Origin of the sequence: Enterobacter sp. FUJ80071 (assembly GCF_038739915.1) — a bacterium.
GTDB classification, from domain to species: domain Bacteria; phylum Pseudomonadota; class Gammaproteobacteria; order Enterobacterales; family Enterobacteriaceae; genus Enterobacter; species Enterobacter kobei.
The window spans coordinates 836,055-852,930 of record NZ_JBBXKH010000001.1 but is presented as its reverse complement, the minus strand read 5'-3'; the positions used below and the strand labels follow the sequence as shown (position 1 = coordinate 852,930).

At 56.7% G+C, this 16,876-nt stretch carries 14 protein-coding genes; 4 read left to right on the top strand and 10 right to left on the bottom strand.

Annotated elements, in window-relative coordinates:
* Positions 1 to 63 precede the first annotated feature (63 nt).
* The 3 genes from mtnN to AAER43_RS03980 are packed head-to-tail and all read left to right on the top strand — an operon-like array spanning position 64 to position 2,206.
* A complete protein-coding gene (mtnN, locus tag AAER43_RS03990) occupies positions 64 to 762 on the top strand; it encodes a 5'-methylthioadenosine/S-adenosylhomocysteine nucleosidase (RefSeq protein WP_014882620.1) in 699 nt (232 codons plus the stop codon).
* Positions 755 to 1,555 carry a vitamin B12 ABC transporter substrate-binding protein BtuF gene (btuF, locus tag AAER43_RS03985; protein ID WP_023332124.1) on the top strand — a complete coding sequence of 267 codons (801 nt, stop codon included), beginning with the start codon at positions 755 to 757 and terminating at the stop codon, positions 1,553 to 1,555. The genes mtnN and btuF overlap by 8 nt, the downstream gene beginning before the upstream one ends.
* A 27-nt stretch (positions 1,556 to 1,582) precedes the next feature.
* Positions 1,583 to 2,206 carry a TRIC cation channel family protein gene (locus AAER43_RS03980; protein ID WP_014882618.1) on the top strand — a complete coding sequence of 208 codons (624 nt, stop codon included), beginning with the start codon at positions 1,583 to 1,585 and terminating at the stop codon, positions 2,204 to 2,206.
* A gap of 59 nt (positions 2,207 to 2,265) precedes the next feature.
* Here the strand turns inward: AAER43_RS03980 and erpA are convergent, their stop codons facing one another.
* Positions 2,266 to 2,610 carry an iron-sulfur cluster insertion protein ErpA gene (gene erpA / locus AAER43_RS03975; RefSeq protein ID WP_008501923.1) on the bottom strand — a complete coding sequence of 115 codons (345 nt, stop codon included), beginning with the start codon at positions 2,608 to 2,610 and terminating at the stop codon, positions 2,266 to 2,268.
* 79 nt (positions 2,611 to 2,689) lie between these two features.
* Complete coding sequence (clcA, locus tag AAER43_RS03970; RefSeq protein ID WP_023332123.1) at positions 2,690 to 4,090, bottom strand: H(+)/Cl(-) exchange transporter ClcA; 1,401 nt, start codon at positions 4,088 to 4,090, stop codon at positions 2,690 to 2,692.
* 177 nt (positions 4,091 to 4,267) lie between these two features.
* On the opposite strand from clcA, the gene hemL reads away from it, so the two are divergent.
* The gene (gene hemL, locus AAER43_RS03965) at positions 4,268 to 5,548 is read left to right on the top strand and encodes a glutamate-1-semialdehyde 2,1-aminomutase (RefSeq protein WP_050861694.1); all 1,281 of its coding nucleotides are present in this window, start codon (positions 4,268 to 4,270) and stop codon (positions 5,546 to 5,548) included.
* 96 nt (positions 5,549 to 5,644) lie between these two features.
* On the opposite strand, the gene fhuB is transcribed toward hemL, so the two are convergent.
* From fhuB to AAER43_RS03925, 8 genes are all read right to left on the bottom strand, one after another.
* On the bottom strand, positions 5,645 to 7,627 hold the full coding sequence (gene fhuB / locus AAER43_RS03960; RefSeq protein WP_050861695.1) for a Fe(3+)-hydroxamate ABC transporter permease FhuB: 1,983 nt from the start codon (positions 7,625 to 7,627) through the stop codon (positions 5,645 to 5,647).
* The gene (fhuD, locus tag AAER43_RS03955; protein ID WP_050861696.1) at positions 7,624 to 8,514 is read right to left on the bottom strand and encodes a Fe(3+)-hydroxamate ABC transporter substrate-binding protein FhuD; all 891 of its coding nucleotides are present in this window, start codon (positions 8,512 to 8,514) and stop codon (positions 7,624 to 7,626) included. The genes fhuB and fhuD overlap by 4 nt, the downstream gene beginning before the upstream one ends.
* Entirely contained in the window at positions 8,514 to 9,311 is a 798-nt protein-coding gene (gene fhuC, locus AAER43_RS03950) for a Fe3+-hydroxamate ABC transporter ATP-binding protein FhuC (RefSeq protein WP_045134598.1), read from the bottom strand. Before fhuC ends, fhuD begins: the two co-directional genes overlap by 1 nt.
* A 50-nt stretch (positions 9,312 to 9,361) precedes the next feature.
* Positions 9,362 to 11,611 carry a ferrichrome porin FhuA gene (fhuA, locus tag AAER43_RS03945; RefSeq protein WP_045281029.1) on the bottom strand — a complete coding sequence of 750 codons (2,250 nt, stop codon included), beginning with the start codon at positions 11,609 to 11,611 and terminating at the stop codon, positions 9,362 to 9,364.
* A gap of 205 nt (positions 11,612 to 11,816) precedes the next feature.
* Positions 11,817 to 12,821, bottom strand: coding sequence for a fimbrial protein (locus AAER43_RS03940; protein WP_050861697.1), 1,005 nt, complete (start codon positions 12,819 to 12,821; stop codon positions 11,817 to 11,819).
* A gap of 13 nt (positions 12,822 to 12,834) precedes the next feature.
* Positions 12,835 to 15,312 carry a fimbria/pilus outer membrane usher protein gene (locus AAER43_RS03935; RefSeq protein ID WP_050861698.1) on the bottom strand — a complete coding sequence of 826 codons (2,478 nt, stop codon included), beginning with the start codon at positions 15,310 to 15,312 and terminating at the stop codon, positions 12,835 to 12,837.
* A gap of 20 nt (positions 15,313 to 15,332) precedes the next feature.
* The gene (locus tag AAER43_RS03930; RefSeq protein WP_023332118.1) at positions 15,333 to 16,046 is read right to left on the bottom strand and encodes a molecular chaperone; all 714 of its coding nucleotides are present in this window, start codon (positions 16,044 to 16,046) and stop codon (positions 15,333 to 15,335) included.
* Positions 16,047 to 16,088: 42 nt separating this feature from the next.
* Positions 16,089 to 16,661, bottom strand: coding sequence for a fimbrial protein (locus tag AAER43_RS03925; protein ID WP_023332117.1), 573 nt, complete (start codon positions 16,659 to 16,661; stop codon positions 16,089 to 16,091).
* Positions 16,662 to 16,876: the final 215 nt, after the last annotated feature.

Here is a 16,876-nt window from a genome sequence, read left to right as displayed (position 1 = left end):
TGCGTTTCCCCTTAACCGCATGATAGACTATGCATCTTAACAAGGCACATCGCGAGTAAATCTATGAAAATCGGCATTATTGGTGCAATGGAAGAAGAAGTTACGCTCCTGCGTGACAAAATTGAGAACCGTCAGACCCTCTCTCTGGGGGGGTGTGAGATCTACACCGGTCAGCTTAACGGTGTTGACGTGGCTCTGCTGAAATCAGGCATCGGTAAAGTGGCTGCTGCGCTGGGTGCGACCCTGCTGCTTGAGCGCTGCAAGCCGGACGTGATCGTGAACACCGGTTCGGCTGGCGGCCTGGCGCCGACGCTGAAAGTGGGCGATATCGTTGTCTCCGACGAAGCGCGTTATCACGATGCCGACGTCACCGCGTTTGGCTACGAATACGGTCAACTCCCGGGCTGCCCGGCAGGGTTTAAAGCTGACGACAAACTGATTGCGGCGGCTGAAACCTGCATTGCTGAGCTCAATCTTAACGCGGTACGCGGCCTGATTGTCAGCGGTGATGCGTTCATCAATGGCTCCGTCGGTCTGGCAAAAATCCGTCATAACTTCCCGCAGGCGGTTGCCGTTGAGATGGAAGCGACCGCGATTGCGCACGTTTGCCACAACTTCAGCGTACCGTTCGTGGTGGTTCGCGCCATCTCTGACGTCGCAGACCAGCAGTCTCACATCAGCTTCGACGAGTTCCTGACCGTTGCGGCAAAACAGTCCACCGTGATGGTGGAACGCCTGGTGCAGAACCTGGCACGTGGCTAAACCATCCCTCAGGGCGCTCGCCGCCCTGCTTCTGCTTGCTTCAGCGTGGCTCTGTGCCGCGCCTCGCGTAATTACGCTCTCTCCCGCTAACACCGAGCTGGCCTTTGCCGCTGGCATCACCCCCGTTGGCGTGAGTAGCTTTTCGGATTACCCCCCCCAGGCGGCCAACATTGAACACGTTGCGACCTGGCAAGGGATGAACCTTGAGCGCATCGTGGCGCTGAGACCCGATCTCGTGCTGGCCTGGCGTGGCGGTAACGCCGAACGGCAGGTCAATCAGCTTACCTCGCTTGGCATCAAGGTCATGTGGGTTGACGCCGTAAGTATTGAGCAAGTCGCTCAGGCACTGCGAGCCCTTGCCCCTTATAGCCCTGCGCCTGAAAAAGCCAGGCATGCGGCGAGCCAGATGCTCAATGACTATGCTGCGCTGAAAGCTCAATACGATACGTCCGTTAAAAAGCGCATCTTCCTGCAGTTTGGCAGTCAGCCGCTGTTTACCACAGGTAAAGGGTCAATTCAGAACCAGGTCCTGGAAGTGTGTGGCGGTGAAAATATTTTTGCTGCCAGCCGGGTACCGTGGCCGCAGGTTAGCCGTGAGCAGGTTCTGGCGCGCCAGCCGCAGGCCATCGTCGTGGTCGGAAATGCGAGCGAGATTCCTAAAATTAAACAATTCTGGCAAAGCCAGCTAAAAATTCCGGTGATCCCACTCAACAGTGACTGGTTTGAACGCGCCAGCCCGCGTATTATCCTCGCCGCAAAACAGCTCTGTGCCGCACTGGCAGAGAGTCACTAACAGAAGACCTTTTTCGAGGATTTAACGATGCTCGTTTATTGGCTGGATATTCTTGGCACAGCCGTTTTTGCTATCTCCGGCGTTCTGCTCGCCGGAAAACTACGCATGGATCCGTTTGGCGTGCTGGTGCTTGGCGTAGTCACTGCCGTTGGCGGCGGGACTATCCGTGATATGGCGCTGGCGAATGGCCCGGTGTTTTGGGTGAAAGATCCGACCGATCTGGTGGTAGCCATGGTGACCTGTCTGTTAACCATTGTGCTGGTTCGCCAGCCCCGCAGATTACCGAAATGGATACTCCCGGTGCTGGATGCCGTGGGTCTGGCCGTGTTTGTCGGTATTGGCGTCAATAAAGCCTTCAATGCCGGAACCGGCCCGATGGTCGCGATCTGCATGGGCGTATTAACCGGCGTGGGCGGCGGCATTATTCGCGACATTCTGGCGCGTGAAGTACCGATGATCCTGCGTACCGAGATCTATGCCACCGCCTGTATTATTGGCGGGATTGTGCACGCCACGGCGTATTACACCTTTGCGGTGCCGCTGGAAAATGCTGCGATGCTGGGGATGGTCGTGACGCTGGTGATTCGTCTGGCGGCAATACGCTGGCACCTGAAGCTGCCGACGTTTGCGCTGGATGAAAATTCAAGATAGGCGTCGTTTATAAGCCCGGTGGCGCTTCGCTTACCGGGCCTACAAATCCGCATTCAGGCTTAAATACTGAACGAAGAACCACACCCGCAGGTGCTGGTTGCGTTCGGGTTAGTCACCACAAAGCGTGACCCTTCCAGACCTTCGGTGTAATCCACTGAACCGCCGACGAGATACTGCAGGCTCATCGGGTCAACCACCAGCGCAACGCCCTGCTTCTCGATGGTCATATCACCATCGTTCACCTGATCGTCAAAAGTAAAACCGTACTGGAAGCCGCTGCAGCCGCCACCGGTAATATAGACACGCAGTTTCAGATCCGGATTGTCTTCGTCGGCAATCAGGGTTTTCACTTTGTTGGCTGCTGCTTCGGTAAATTCCAGCGGCACAGCTACGTCATCACTCATCTTATGCTCCCATGAATACTGCTATTGGGTAAAATTCACCCAATTCTTTTCGTCATTATCTAATACCCTGGTAATTCATTCAAGTATTCTGCGCGGCGGCCCGCTCCGCCTCTTGCTTTGCCAGGGTACGCGCGAGGATGGTGGAGTATAGCGGTTTCCCGCCCAGGAATTGGGCTAATAGTGTCGCCCCGAGACAGGTAATGATCATTGGCAAAATGAGCTGGTAATTATCTGTCATCTCCAGCACCAGCACGATACCGGTCAACGGTGCACGCAGGGACGCTGCCAGCAGTGCCCCCATACCGGCCACCGCGAAGGTGCCAGCATCAAGATGATACGCCGGGAAGCCCACTTTAGCTGCCATACCAAACGCGGTGCCCAGCAGCGTACCAAGCGCCAGCATCGGGGCGAAAATCCCGCCGGGTGCACCGGAGGAGAAGCACAGAACCGTTGTGATAACCCGGGAGATAAACATAAACAGCAGCAGACCGACGCTGAAATTTCCCGCTGCGGCGATGGGGATCAGCCCGAAGCCGCCGCCTGCGGCATTCGGCTCAATAAAGCCGAGCACGCCGCACATCCCGCCCAGCAGGCCGCCCATCAGCACCCATTTCGTCGTATTGCCGCCATGAATACGCTGGAACATATCCTGAGCACGTAAGATGCAGGTGTTAAACAGCGGCCCCACTACGCCAAAAATCATGCCGAGGATTAGGTAAAGCCACAGGGTGTTGACCGGCGCGTTGGTCAGTTTACCCACCTCAATTACCGCCCCTTCGCCATTGAAGAGGCGGAAAACAATGCTCGACATAATAACGCCGGTAAACACGGCTTTAATGGAGATCAGGTTGTAGCGGAACTGCGCGCGCATCTCTTCGATGATGAACAATATGCCCGCCAGTGGTGCGTTAAACGCCGCTGAAAGACCCGCCGCCGCACCGGTGGCGAGCAGCGTATGGCGCGCTTCGGCGCTTCGCATCCGGAACAGATCGCCCACCATGCGTCCGACGTTGCCCCCCAGTTGTACCGTTGGCCCTTCCCGGCCCAGCACCATCCCCGCGCCCAGCGTCCCCATACCGCCGATGAATTTAACCGGGATCACGCGCCACCAGCGCACCGGGCGCAACTCTTCCAGTGCACCTTCAATTTCCGGGATGCCAGACCCGCCGGCCTCCTGGGCGAATTTACGCACCAGAAAATACCCTACCATGGCAAACAGCGCCGACAGTCCAAATGCCCCGACCCAGACCAGCCACCGGCTATCGGCAAAACCCGCGACGGTGCCCACTCGCCAGTTGAGTACGGCATTGACCGCTTTTTCAAACGCCACGCCAACCAGACCGGCGAGAGTCCCCACCACGGCTGCAGCCAGCAGGATCGCCAGCGGCGTTTTATCGCGATTGAGCAGCCGCCGAATACTGATCCGGTGCTGAGCGCGCGTAAACTGTTGTTCTTCAAAAGACGGAGAATCTGATTTCATGTCCTGTTCTTATTCGTCATACAAAAAGCCGAGGAGATTTTACCAGAGACCTACCCTCCGTCCCCTTAAAAATACTTAACAAATCTTAAAGCATTATCTGGCTAAAAATTTCATAACCTACTGCGAATCACTTAGAATAGTGTGCTTAATCATTTTATACGAACCAGGAACGACGCCATGAGCAAGTCTGAAAACCTCTACAGTGCAGCCCGGGAGCTTATTCCAGGTGGTGTGAACTCGCCTGTTCGCGCCTTTACCGGCGTGGGCGGTACGCCGCTGTTTATTGAACGTGCTGACGGCGCGTATCTGTATGATGTCGATGGCAAAGCCTATATCGATTATGTCGGTTCCTGGGGACCGATGGTGCTCGGGCACAACCACCCAGCCATTCGTAACGCGGTCATTGAAGCCGCTCAGCGTGGCCTGAGCTTCGGTGCGCCAACCGAAATGGAAGTGAAGATGGCGGAGCTGGTGACCGAACTGGTGCCGACCATGGACATGGTACGTATGGTGAACTCCGGTACCGAAGCGACCATGAGCGCGATCCGCCTGGCGCGCGGTTTTACCGGTCGCGATAAAATCATTAAATTCGAAGGCTGCTACCACGGTCACGCAGACTGTTTACTGGTGAAAGCAGGCTCCGGCGCGCTGACCCTCGGCCAGCCAAACTCGCCTGGCGTGCCGGCGGATTTCGCTAAGCATACCCTGACCTGTACCTATAACGATCTGAACACCGTTCGCGCGGCGTTCGAGCAGTATCCGCAGGAGATCGCCTGCATCATCGTTGAACCGGTAGCGGGCAACATGAACTGCATTCCACCGCAGCCGGACTTCCTGCCGGGCCTGCGCGCCCTGTGCGATGAGTTTGGTGCCCTGCTGATCATCGACGAAGTGATGACCGGCTTCCGCGTAGCGCTGGCGGGTGCCCAGTCTTATTATGGCGTTGAGCCGGACCTGACCTGCCTCGGCAAAATCATCGGCGGCGGCATGCCTGTTGGCGCATTCGGCGGCCGTAAGGATGTGATGGAAGCGCTGGCGCCAACGGGCCCGGTCTACCAGGCAGGTACCCTTTCCGGCAACCCGATTGCGATGGCCGCAGGCTTCGCCTGCCTGACCGAAGTGGCGCAACCAGGTATTCACGAAACCCTGACCGACCTGACGACTCAACTGGCTAACGGTCTGCTGGAAGCCGCAGAAGAGGCGGGTATCCCACTGGTGGTCAATCACGTCGGCGGCATGTTCGGGATTTTCTTCACCGATGCGCCAACCGTGACCAGCTATCAGGACGTCGTGAAGTGCGATGTTGAACGCTTCAAGCGCTTCTTCCACCTGATGCTGGAAGAAGGTGTGTACCTGGCGCCGTCGGCGTTTGAAGCGGGCTTTATGTCCGTGGCGCACAGCGAAGAAGATATCAATAACACCATCGACGCGGCGCGTAAGGTGTTTGCGAAGCTTTAAGGGAATTGCCGGGTGGCGCTAACGCTTACCCGGCCTACGATATTCTCCCTCTCCCCGTGGGAGAGGGCCGGGGTGAGGGCATCAGGCCGCACCTGACTACCGACTCTGCTTTCTCAACAGATAAATAAAATACGGCGCGCCTATAAAGGTCGACAGCAGTCCCGCCGGGATCTGGTAAGGGAACAGCACCATCCTTCCACACCAGTCCGCAAATAACAGAATGACTCCGCCCGTCAGGGCTGACATCACAATGTGCGGCATTGTCCGGCGGAACCCCATCATTCTGGCGATATGCGGTGCCATCAACCCGACGAAGCTCAGCGGGCCAATAGTCATGGTTGCCGTTGCCGTGAGGCACGCTGCCAGCAGGAGAAGTGCGACACGCGTAGGCGTCAGCGCCATGCCCACAGCCCGCGCCGTTTCGCCGCCGAGCGGCAGAATGGTCATCCAGCGACGACACAGCGGCACAATCGCCAGCAGCACAATCATTACGATCCCGGAATGCACAACCTGGCTGGCGGTCGCGTTGTAGGTTGAGCCAGAAATCCAGGTCAGGATCTTCGCCATTCGCGGATCGCCACTCGCCTGCAGCATCATCAACAGCATCGTAAAGGCCGTGCTGAGCGCCATCCCGGCCAGCAACATCCGGTGCGGGGAAAATCCGCCGCGACCTGAGGCAATCAGAATAATCATCAGCGTCACCGCCGCACCGATACTCCCGGCAGGCATCAACCAGCCAAACGCGTTCCCTGGCACCAGGAACAGCATCAGCACCACGCCAAAGGCGGCACCGGAGCTGATCCCCAGCACTTCCGGGCTCGCCATCGGGTTACCGGTCAGACGCTGAATAATACAGCCCGCAACCGCCAGCATCACACCGGCAATAAGCGCGGAGAGGATCCGCGGCCAGCGCCATTGCAGTAATTCGTTGAGTAGATCACCCGTTGCCCAGTGCCAGCCTGCGGCATCGCGCCCAAACGCGAGTGCGGCAAACGAGGCGAGAAGCAAGACTCCCAGACCGGCAAGGCTAAACCACAGTACCGACTGACGTTCCGCGTAGACCTTATCGCCCGCGTCCATCGCAGGCGCGCTGATGCTGCGCAAACGCGGGAGCAACCACAGCAGCAGCGGCGCACCGATAAGCGCCGTTGCTGACCCGGTAGACACTTCCATCCAGACGCGGGCCAGCCAGAGAATGATCTGATCGGAAAGCCAGAGGATCAGCGCCCCGATCAACGGTGCGAGCAGCAGACGCGCCAGCAGCCGACGCGCCCCGAGCATTTTTGCCAGCAGCGGCGCAAAGAGACCAATAAAGCCGATAATGCCCACCGCGTTAACCAGCAGAGCGCTCAGCACAATCGCCAGCGTGAGCGCCGCCAAGCGTGCCAGCGACAGTGCCAGCCCCAGGTTACGCGCCACGCCATCATCCAGCCCCATGAGCGTCAGCGGACGCAGGAGCAGCAGCGTCAGCACGACTCCGCCCGCCAGCTGCGGCCACAGACGCTGCACAATGCTCCAGTCGGTCTGGGTGAGCGTGCCGGTGCTCCACAGGAACATACTTTGCAGCTGATCGTGATGGAACAGCACCAGCAGCTGGTTAATCGCACCGCAATAGAGGCTGACAACCAGCCCGGCCAGAATCAGCGTTACCGGAGAAAGGCGTTTTCCCCAGGCCACACCAAAGACCAGCGCCCCTACGACACACGCCCCCGCGAGGGCCGCAAACTGCGAGGTTAACGCGCCGGGCAATGCCCACAGCGTGGTGATCGTGATCCCAAGCTGCGCCCCGGTAGCGACGCCCAACGTGGTTGGCTCCGCCAGCGGGTTACGTAATACCTGCTGGAATAAGACGCCTACCAGGCCTAAACCGGCCCCGACCAAAAGGGAGATCGCCAGACGCGGCAGCAGGCTGTAGTGGAACAGCATCTGCTGAATATTGTCGATATCCGGCGAGACCAGCGCGGCTCCCCACTGCGCACGCGGTAACGCCGTCGAGAGATTGAACCCGGTGAATGACAGTGCAGCCAGAAAAAGCACGGACAGCAGTAGAACCGGGAAACGCGCGATACGGGTACTCATGCTTTACCTCCCAGCGCGTTATCCAGTACGCGGGCAAAATGCATGGCCGATAGCGTCGCGCCGTAGAACCACACAGCGGGCGCACGCTGGAAGTGCTTCTCGCGCACAAACGGCATCGCCTGCCAGAGCGGCGTCGCCATCAGCGTTTGCATTTCGCGCTCGTTGCCGTGGTCGAAACACAGCACATCCACATCACGAAACGCCGCCAGACGATCGATACCGACGGCGGTACTGCCCCAGAAGGTCATCTCCCCTTCCCACGCATTGCGAATGCCAAAGCTGTCCAGCACCTCCTGGAACAGACAGTTTTTACCGAATACCAGCACATGGCGGGCATCCAGCAGCGTCACCATCAGCAGCGGGCGATCGCCCCGCCCGGCAAAGCGCGGCTTCAGGGCGTCAATCAGGGCATCGAATTCATCGAGATGCTTTTTGGCTTCCGTTTCACGGTTGAGGAAATGCGCCATCTCGTTGATCGAGTTTTTCGCCACGGTCAGCGGTTTTTTACCGTCGCTAAAGGAAAAACCGCGCCCTGGCGCAATACGTGCCATGGTCTCTTCTGACGGGCCATAGCCCGCAGACCAGAACAGGAATGACGGTTTCATTTGGGTAAGCAGTTCGAGGTTTGGCTCCGTACGCAGGCCGATGTCAATCACCGAGTCCGGCAGCTTCGGCTCGTTCACCCAGAGGTTATAGTTAGGGATGTCCGCCACGCCATAGGGCGTGATGCCCAGCGCCATCATTAGCTCTACCGGCAGCCACTCCAGCGCCACAATGCGGTGAGGATCGACTGCGGCAGCACGCGCCGTCGTCATGTTAAACAGCAGGGGTGAGAGCGCCATTGCCGTCAACAGGCGACGACGGCTGATAAATGTGTTGTCCAGCATCAGTACACGAAGCTCACCGGTGCAGCCCCAGCCGGGTGAGGCAAGATACCCATTGGAATACCGTAAATGTGTTCCAGCGTTTCGCTGCGCATCAATTCTGACGGTGTTCCCTGCGCAATCATTTCGCCGCCGCGTAGCGCGACAAGATAATCGCAGTAGCGCGCCGCCATGTTGATATCGTGCAGGACCGCAATCACCGTCAGGCCACGCTGCTGGCTTAACCGGTGTACCAGCGCCAGCACATCGACCTGATGGGCAATATCCAGCGCAGAGGTAGGTTCATCCAGTAGCAGGCAACGGCTGTCCTGAGCCACCAGCATTGCAATCCACGCCCGCTGACGCTCACCGCCAGACAGGCTATCCACCAGACGATGCGCCAGCGGTTTTAGCCCAACCAGCGCAATCGCCTCTTCCACTTTCTCCCGGTCAGCCGCGCCGAAGCGCCCAAGCGCCCCGTGCCACGGATAACGCCCAATCGCCACCAGCTCACGCACCGTCATCCCTTCCGCCTGCGGCAACTGCTGCGGCAGATAGGCCACTTTGCGCGCAAAGGCTTTGCTGCTCCAGCTCTCCAGTTGCTGTCCGTCCAGCAGGATATCCCCTTCAGACGGCGGCTGATGGCGTCCCAGCATCTTAAGGAGCGTGGATTTACCGGAACCGTTGTGACCAATCAGGCCCGTCACTTTACCGGCCGGGAACGTCAGAGAGAGCGGATGCAGCAACGTGCGTCCGGGTACGCGAAAGGAGAGATGATTGAGCGTGAAGGTGGTGTCGGATTGCGTTTGATTATCCTGCATATCAGCCAACTTAAATAAAAAGGGCACGGCGAACCGTGCCCAAAGAGAGATTAGAAGCGGAAGGTCGCGGTGGCGACAACCTGACGTTCAGCACCCCAGAAGCAACCGTAGGTGTTAAAGCAGCTGGCAACATACTCGCGATCAAACAGGTTGTTCACGTGAAGTGCGACGTTCGAGCCTGCCATGCCCACGCGCGCCAGGTCGTATCTCACCAGCGCATCGACAACGGTGTAGCTGCCTACCGTGAAGGTGTTCGCCGGATCGCCTTTGCTGGAGCCGGTGTAACGCACGCCGGTACCCAGCGTCAGGCCGGACAGCGGGCCATCAAACAGCGTGTAATCTCCCCATACGGATGCCATGTGTTTAGGCACCTGAGCAGGCGTGTTGCCTTTGTAATTTGTATCGGTGGTGTATTCCGCATCGGTATAGGTGTAGGAACCGACAACGTTCACGCTAGCAGACAGCGCCGCTTTCGCTTCCAGCTCTACGCCACGCGCGCGGATTTCTCCCCCTTCAACCGAGAAGAACGAGCCAGCCGGGTCCGCCATCAGGTTGTTGGTTTTGGTCAGTTGGTACAACGCACCGGTGACAACGATCGGACGGTCATTCGGCACGTATTTCACGCCCGCTTCGTACTGCTTACCTTTAGAGGGGGAGAACAGTTTGCCCTGAGCATCGGTCTGCGAAGCGGGCTCAAACGATTCGCTGTAGCTGAAGTACGGGGTTACGCCATTATCAAACAGGTAGTTAACACCACCACGCCAGGTGAACTGGGTATCATCACGTTTGGAGGTGGTATTCAACACGCGGTTATACGATTCCTGATCCGCCCAGTCATAACGGCCGCCCAGCGTAACCAGCACTTTATCCCACTGCGCCTGATCCTGAACGTACAGACCCGTCTGTTTCTGGCGGTTGAGGATCTGATAAGGGCCGGAGGTCGCCGGATCTTTTGAACCGAAATCAAAATCGCTGTTCACCGGATTGTAGAGATCCAGCAGCGGCACCGAGTCGTCATAGCCGAACCAGGAGTTGATGTCGTTACGCATGCGCATAAAGTCAACGCCGGTCAGCAGGATGTGGTCCACCTCACCGGTAGCGAATTTGCTTTGCAACTGGGTATCAACGGTGAAGTTCTGCAGCTTTTCATTATCGACAACGTATTTACGCGCCAGATAATGGCCTTTGTCAGCAGGGGCTAACGCGGCGCACTGTTTGTTGCCTGCATTCGCCGGATCGGTACAGACGCCATAGCCGTAAACACTGTTTTGTGAGGTTTTATTCTCAGCAAAGCGCAGGTTCTGGCGTACGGTAAAGGTATCGTTGAATTCGTGATCGAAGCTGTACCCCACCATTTTCTGGTTGCGGGAATAGGTATTGTTCTTCGCGCCTTCATTGAAGTTCGTCGGCAGACGATCGCCGTTCGGCAGCGGATCAACCGTCCCCTCTTTTGGCAGCCAGCCGTAGTAGCCGGTTTCAGGCTCGTTCTGGAAGTAAGAGAGGAACGTGAAGGTAGTCTTATCATCCGGACGCCAGGAGAACGATGGCGCGATGGCGTAACGCTGCTCTTCCGCACGCTCCTGCTGAGCGTTATTAGAACGCGCAACACCCGTTAAGCGGTAAGAGTATACGCCGTCGTCGTCGATGGCATCGCTGAAGTCAAACCCGGTCTGGAACAGGCTGTCCGTACCGACTTTGAACTGGATTTCTTTCAGCGGCTCGGTGGTTGGGCGCTTGCTTACCATGTTCAGCAAACCGCCAGGGCTGCTTTTGCCGTACAGAACGGAAACCGGACCGCGCATGATCTCGGCGCGTTCCAGCATGTAAGGGTCGATTACCGCGTCGTTATAGAAGTTGCCCTGCATCTTCATGCCGTCGAGGTAGTTATTCTGGCTCTGGCCGTCGGCCGCAAAGCCGCGAATCACCAGATAGTCATAGGTATTCGACGCACCACGGGTGCCAACCGCCACGCCCGGCGTATAGCTCAGGGCTTCTTTTACCGAACGCGGCTGGTGCAGCGCCATCTCTTCGGCGGTGACGACTGAAATAGACTGCGGCACCTTCTGAATTGGCGTATCGGTTTTCGTGCCGGTCGCGGATTGTCTTGCCGCGATAGTTGCCGCCGGTCCCCAGGCACTTTCCTGTGCCGCAGGCGCTGCAGTTACCGTAATGGTTTCTTCTTTTTTCGGGGTTTCGGCAGCATGTGCATAAGCCGACATGCCGGCAACCGCTGTGGCTACGACGACCGCGACTTTTCGCAGCGACGTGTTGATTGGCTGAGCAGTATTGGAAAGCGCCATGTTGTATCTCTGATGGAAAGGTTAATGATAACGTAAACGAGAATTATTATTATGAGCGCAAGAATAATAGGCGAAACGCCGGTTGCATAGCAAGCAATAAGCGGCCCTACGAGAATTGAGGGATTAAGAATTAACCAGATGAAAACAGGGGGTTAATGATGTTAGCGAAAGGATCGCCAAAACCCGCCGGAGCGGGCGGGAAGCATTAGCGGTAAAACAGCTCGAACGTGGCGACCGCCTCGACTTTTCCGGGTTTGACCTCCCCCGTTTTTACGTAGCGGGCCTTCAGGGGGATCTCTGCGGGCACCTTGTCCTGCGTAGCGGATATCGCAGTATAGGTCTGGTCAAACTGAAGGACGGTATCGTTGCTGTCGAGAATTTGAATCCCCAACCCTTGTGCGGCAGCATCACCGGATGCAATGCCCAAAATCGAGCCGTTGGTCACCCCCGTCGACCCCGTGCGGGTGAACTGATAGTCAATCTTTGTTCCCGCCGCGCAGTCGTTTATAGCGATCTTAAAGCTCCCATCAGTCAGTATCTCTGAGTATTGCCCGTCAAAATCCTGAGAATTGACCGTTTTGAGAGGAACAAAGATGTTCCGGTCAACCAGGTTACAGGTATTGGTCGTAATATGGACGCTGGTGGGCGAAAAACGCATTTCACCGACCACGACACCGCCGAGCGTATCCTGCGAGGTCAGGCGCGAGGTATCCAGCATCCCGTCCTGGACCTGGCCGATGACCACCAGTTGAGCGGCGGCCCGAAAGACGTGGGTGCCATCAGACCCGCCATGTTTGTAGCCATAATACTGCCAGGGACGAATGAGGTCCTCCTCTATATAGTCGGGCAACCGTTCGCTTGACGCCGCCGCACGGATGCCAATCCCCGGCACGTTGGTTTTATAGACTCCCGGCAGAACGTCCTCACGCGCGTCGGCATCCGTCAGGGTCAAATAGCCGCGCCGGATTTGCGCGTCAGCTCCGCCACAGTGCACCGTAATTTCATTGGATTCGACGGCATTGTCATAAATTACGGTCCCCACAGGGGTATCGGGATCGAGCATAAAGACCGCTGGAAGCTGAAAGGTAACAATGCCGCCAGATCCATCCCCGCCGCTGAAAGTACATTGAGCAAATGCCGGATGTACCCGCACGGCGGCGACCAGCAGTACGGCAGAGATAACGGTTCTCACCAGAATAGTCACGCGCATTTTCTCTCCAGCCTCATTGGCAATTGACCGCGGTATTAATGATTCCCTCGCCATTGTCATCGGGTAAATCGATGACGCCATGACACTGTTCGTCGCCCGCCTCTCCCCACTGCGCGCTGAACGATGTGTGTCCGTTAAGCCCTGAGAGGTAGACCTCGCCATCATTCCCGACAATCGCGGTGGTGTTATCAAGCGCCACGATGGCACCAAACGGCACTGGTTTACCCTGATGACGCAGAGTGACCAGCGCGCGACGCCCAACGCGGGCCTCGAAGTTCGCCAGTATCGCCGCGCCTTTTGTCGGCACGAGATCTAACGTTGCCGCGTCAATATCAATATCGCTGCGTTCCTGCGTGTTTACCGTGAGGGTGTTGTGTCGGTAAGCGGTAAGCGACGGCACGATGGCATTACCAAACGCATCGGTATAAATGCCGCGGCCGCTCTGAACGTTGACATCCTCTCCGTCGTTGATGTGTACAATCGCGAAAGCGTCCCGCACGGGCTGCCCCAGCGTAATGCCCTGACTGTGAGCCACGATGGATCCCTGAGCGTTATAGTTCCACTGTCGGTTATCCCCGCCGTAGCTGTACCCCATGCCAACTTCGCCGGACGAGCCGCGATAGCGCCCGGATACGCTGCCGCCATAGCCCGTATCTTTGTTGGCGTAGGTCTGCTGGAGGTTATAGCTCAGCTTGTTATCCTCAAGCGCGGTCCCCCCGATCCCCACCTGGTGCGAGACATACCAGCCGCTTGCGGTATTTACGCTGTAGTTTGCCCACGCGTTAGAGAGCCAGTGCGATAACGGGATATTGACGTTCAGCGCCAGTTGCCGATCGGAATCGGCATCTGGCGTGCGGGTCAGGTTGTAGCTTATCGACCAGGTAATATCCCGCCAGCTGGAGCTCAGCCCGGCGCTGACGCTGCGCTCGTGGCCATCCATATCCCAGTAATCCTGCTGATAGCCGTTAAGATACGCCGAGCCCCAGTCAGAAAGCCGCTGGGAAAGGTTTACCTGCATGCGGCTTCGGCGGTTGTTGGTTCTGCGATAGGTATAAATGCCGTCATCAATCTCGCTGTCGCGCTGATCGATAGCCTCCTGAAAGGTATAAAACCCGGAGGTGGAATAGCGGTAGCTGGCAAGCGTGACGGTGGTATCTGTGTCGGGAATATCTTTTGAATACTGCGCTCGCCATGAGAGTCCATTTGCGTCATCACGTCCGTCATCAAAGGCAGTTCTCGCGGTGGTGATATCCACCGAGGCTGAGCCCAGGTGACCCAAATCCGCGCCAACCCCCAGCAATAGTGCATGATACATCGACGCACCCTGAGCGCCGGTGTAGGCCGTCACGCCATACGGCAGACCATAAATAGCCGTACCTTGCACAAAGGTGGGCTCATCTTCCCCTTCATTGCCGCGATAACGCCCGGCCGCCAGCGAATACTTAAACCCGCCCTCACGCTGGAGGACCGGCACCGACGCGCTGGCCTGTATGAAGCTATGCTCCGAGCCATCCGCCTCTTCGACGGTGACTTCCAGATCCGCTCCGGAGGCGACCTGGCTTAAATCACGGATCTCAAATGGCCCCGGCGAGACGTTGGTTTGATAAAGGGTGTAGCCGTTTTGCTTAATGGTGACTTTTGCATCGCTATTGGCAATCCCCCGCACGACAGGCGCAAACCCCTGCTGGCTGACCGGTAGCATCGCCGTATCCGTTTCCAGCGTCAGGCCGGTCATCTGCACGCTGTCGAACAGCTCGCTGTTGGTGTACGTCTGGCCCAGTTCAAGCTGGCTTTTCAGCGCTTTGATATCGCGCTGCAGGGTGGTGGCGATGGCTTCCCAGCCCGAAGAGTCACTCCAGGTACTGTTGTTGCGCAGCCGCCACGCGCCCAGATTAAGACCCGATGTCAGGCCAAGCCAGGTTGATGAGGTTTGGCCCGTGCTGTAATGCTGCTGAGAACCGCTGAGCTGATAGCTTGTCCAGGCCGCCGGAGCACCGTCATCCCAGAATTTCGGGTTAATGGCGCCCGCAGCCGCGCGGTTGCGGTAGGCCTGGGGAATGACCAGCGTCAGGGTCTGGTTATCCTGATTGTAATCGTAGCGAGCATGTTCGATAAAATGGGAGATATCCCGAATGCAGGCCGCATCGTCCATATCTTTGAGATCCGGCACCGCGTCGACGTTCACGCCAAATTCACGCAGATCCGCTTTGGTCAGCTCCGGCAGAAGCTGCTGCTTATCGTCAGAAAGCACATAGGTGACCTCGCGTTTATCCACGACGTCCCGATCCCACATGATGGTGGTCAGATAGCGCCCTGCCAGCAAGCCGTTATCATTAATGAAGTTTTTGAGCGTAGCGGTATTTTCCAGCGGCGTATCCAGCTCAAGGATCCGCAGGTTGAATTCGTCATCAGCCCACGCAGGTGGGATCGCGACGAACAGTGCGAGCACGATCCCGGACCATACCTGTTTTTGGCGAGAGGGAGAGGACATAGCATTCCAACACGATCCCGTTAAAGGGCCTGCTTGCGCTGAGGGGTTTGCGCCCCAAAATCATTGATTGCCGTCCAGGTCACCGCACCCGTCGCCCCTTTTGGCAACGCAAAATGCTGCTCGCTAAACGGTGCAACCATCATCGAAATAGCCCCCGGCGTGGTTTCGGTCTCTTTCACCGGTACGCTTTTCCCGCCCACGGCCAGCTCGCCAAAGGAGACGTAAAACGGCGTGGGGTTGTTGGCAATAAGCGTGTCGCCCTGACGACGGAACGTGATTTTTTCATCCGCCACCAGCGCATCGGCCTCTTTTAACTGAGACGGGCGCCAGAAAAGCTTCAGCCGCGTTTTCATCGCGAACTGCAGGGTATTTTTCTCTTTCAGCTCAGGCGACAGCGCGGAGACCGATTTCACATTCGCCAGGAACAGCGATTCACGGTCTGATGGCAGGCTTTTTTTATCGCCAGTAAAAATAACGTGTAAAAGGGTTTGACGATTTTCCTGCAGCTTATAAACAGGAGGGGTAATAACGAAGGGCGCTTTTGCATTATTGACATAGCTGACCCAGCTTTGTACCAGATAACGCGTATGGGGATCTTTATTTTTAAGGGCTATTTGTACTTCAGCTTTATTTGATGGATAAATAATACGAGTACCACCCAGAACCACGCTGGCCTGCGCTGACAGACAAGAAATAATTAAACAACCACATAACAATTTAAATAAAGTCTTCATACAACGTTCCAAAAGGCAGCCATAAAGGCTGCCAGTAATGACTTAGCGATAGACAACCTCGAAAGTTGCCGAAGAAGAATAGCGGCCTGCGGTGGGTGCAGTATCACCAATCTGAATCACCTTCGCGATGTAGTTAAAGACTGACGCATTTGTTCCCGTCGCATCGTTAGCCACATCCGTTCCCGTCGAAGGCAGGGAGCCATCAAATACCACATCGTCTTTCGTGCCGTTTTCATTGCTGACGATGATGCCAACGTTGGTGGCATTACCGGCGCCGCTGAGGTCGTTCTTCAGACGTTTATGCGCGGCATCCGTTGTCGTTCCGCTGAATTTGAGGTTGAGTTTGGCAACCAGCGGGTCACATTTTTTCACTTCAATATTAAACGTTTTGCTGGTGCCCACTGCGCCATCAGTGCCAAAGTCCGACGCATAGGTATCGGGGAACGTGACGGTTGACGAGGTCGTACCGGAGCCATCAACATTAATTTCACAGGTGTCGGCCACCACTTTCCCGGCAAAGTTCACCGTGCCAGAATCGTTTCCGGCAAATGCTGGCAGAGACAGCGCTGCCATTATGCTTGCAGCCAAAAATGAAGAAAGAACATACTTACTCATAATCATATCCTTATATATATCGATGCAGTCATCCATTCCCGCCCCAATACTGTGCGTCAGAATGTTATTTAAGCGCTCATATCACTCATACAGGGGTAATTAACCCAGCCATGTTTCAGGAAAGCCTGTGATTCCTTGAGGCGATTAAATCAGATCATTCTTACCAGTGTCCAGATAGCCTAAAAACCTCCTGCACATAATGGCGCACAAGATTA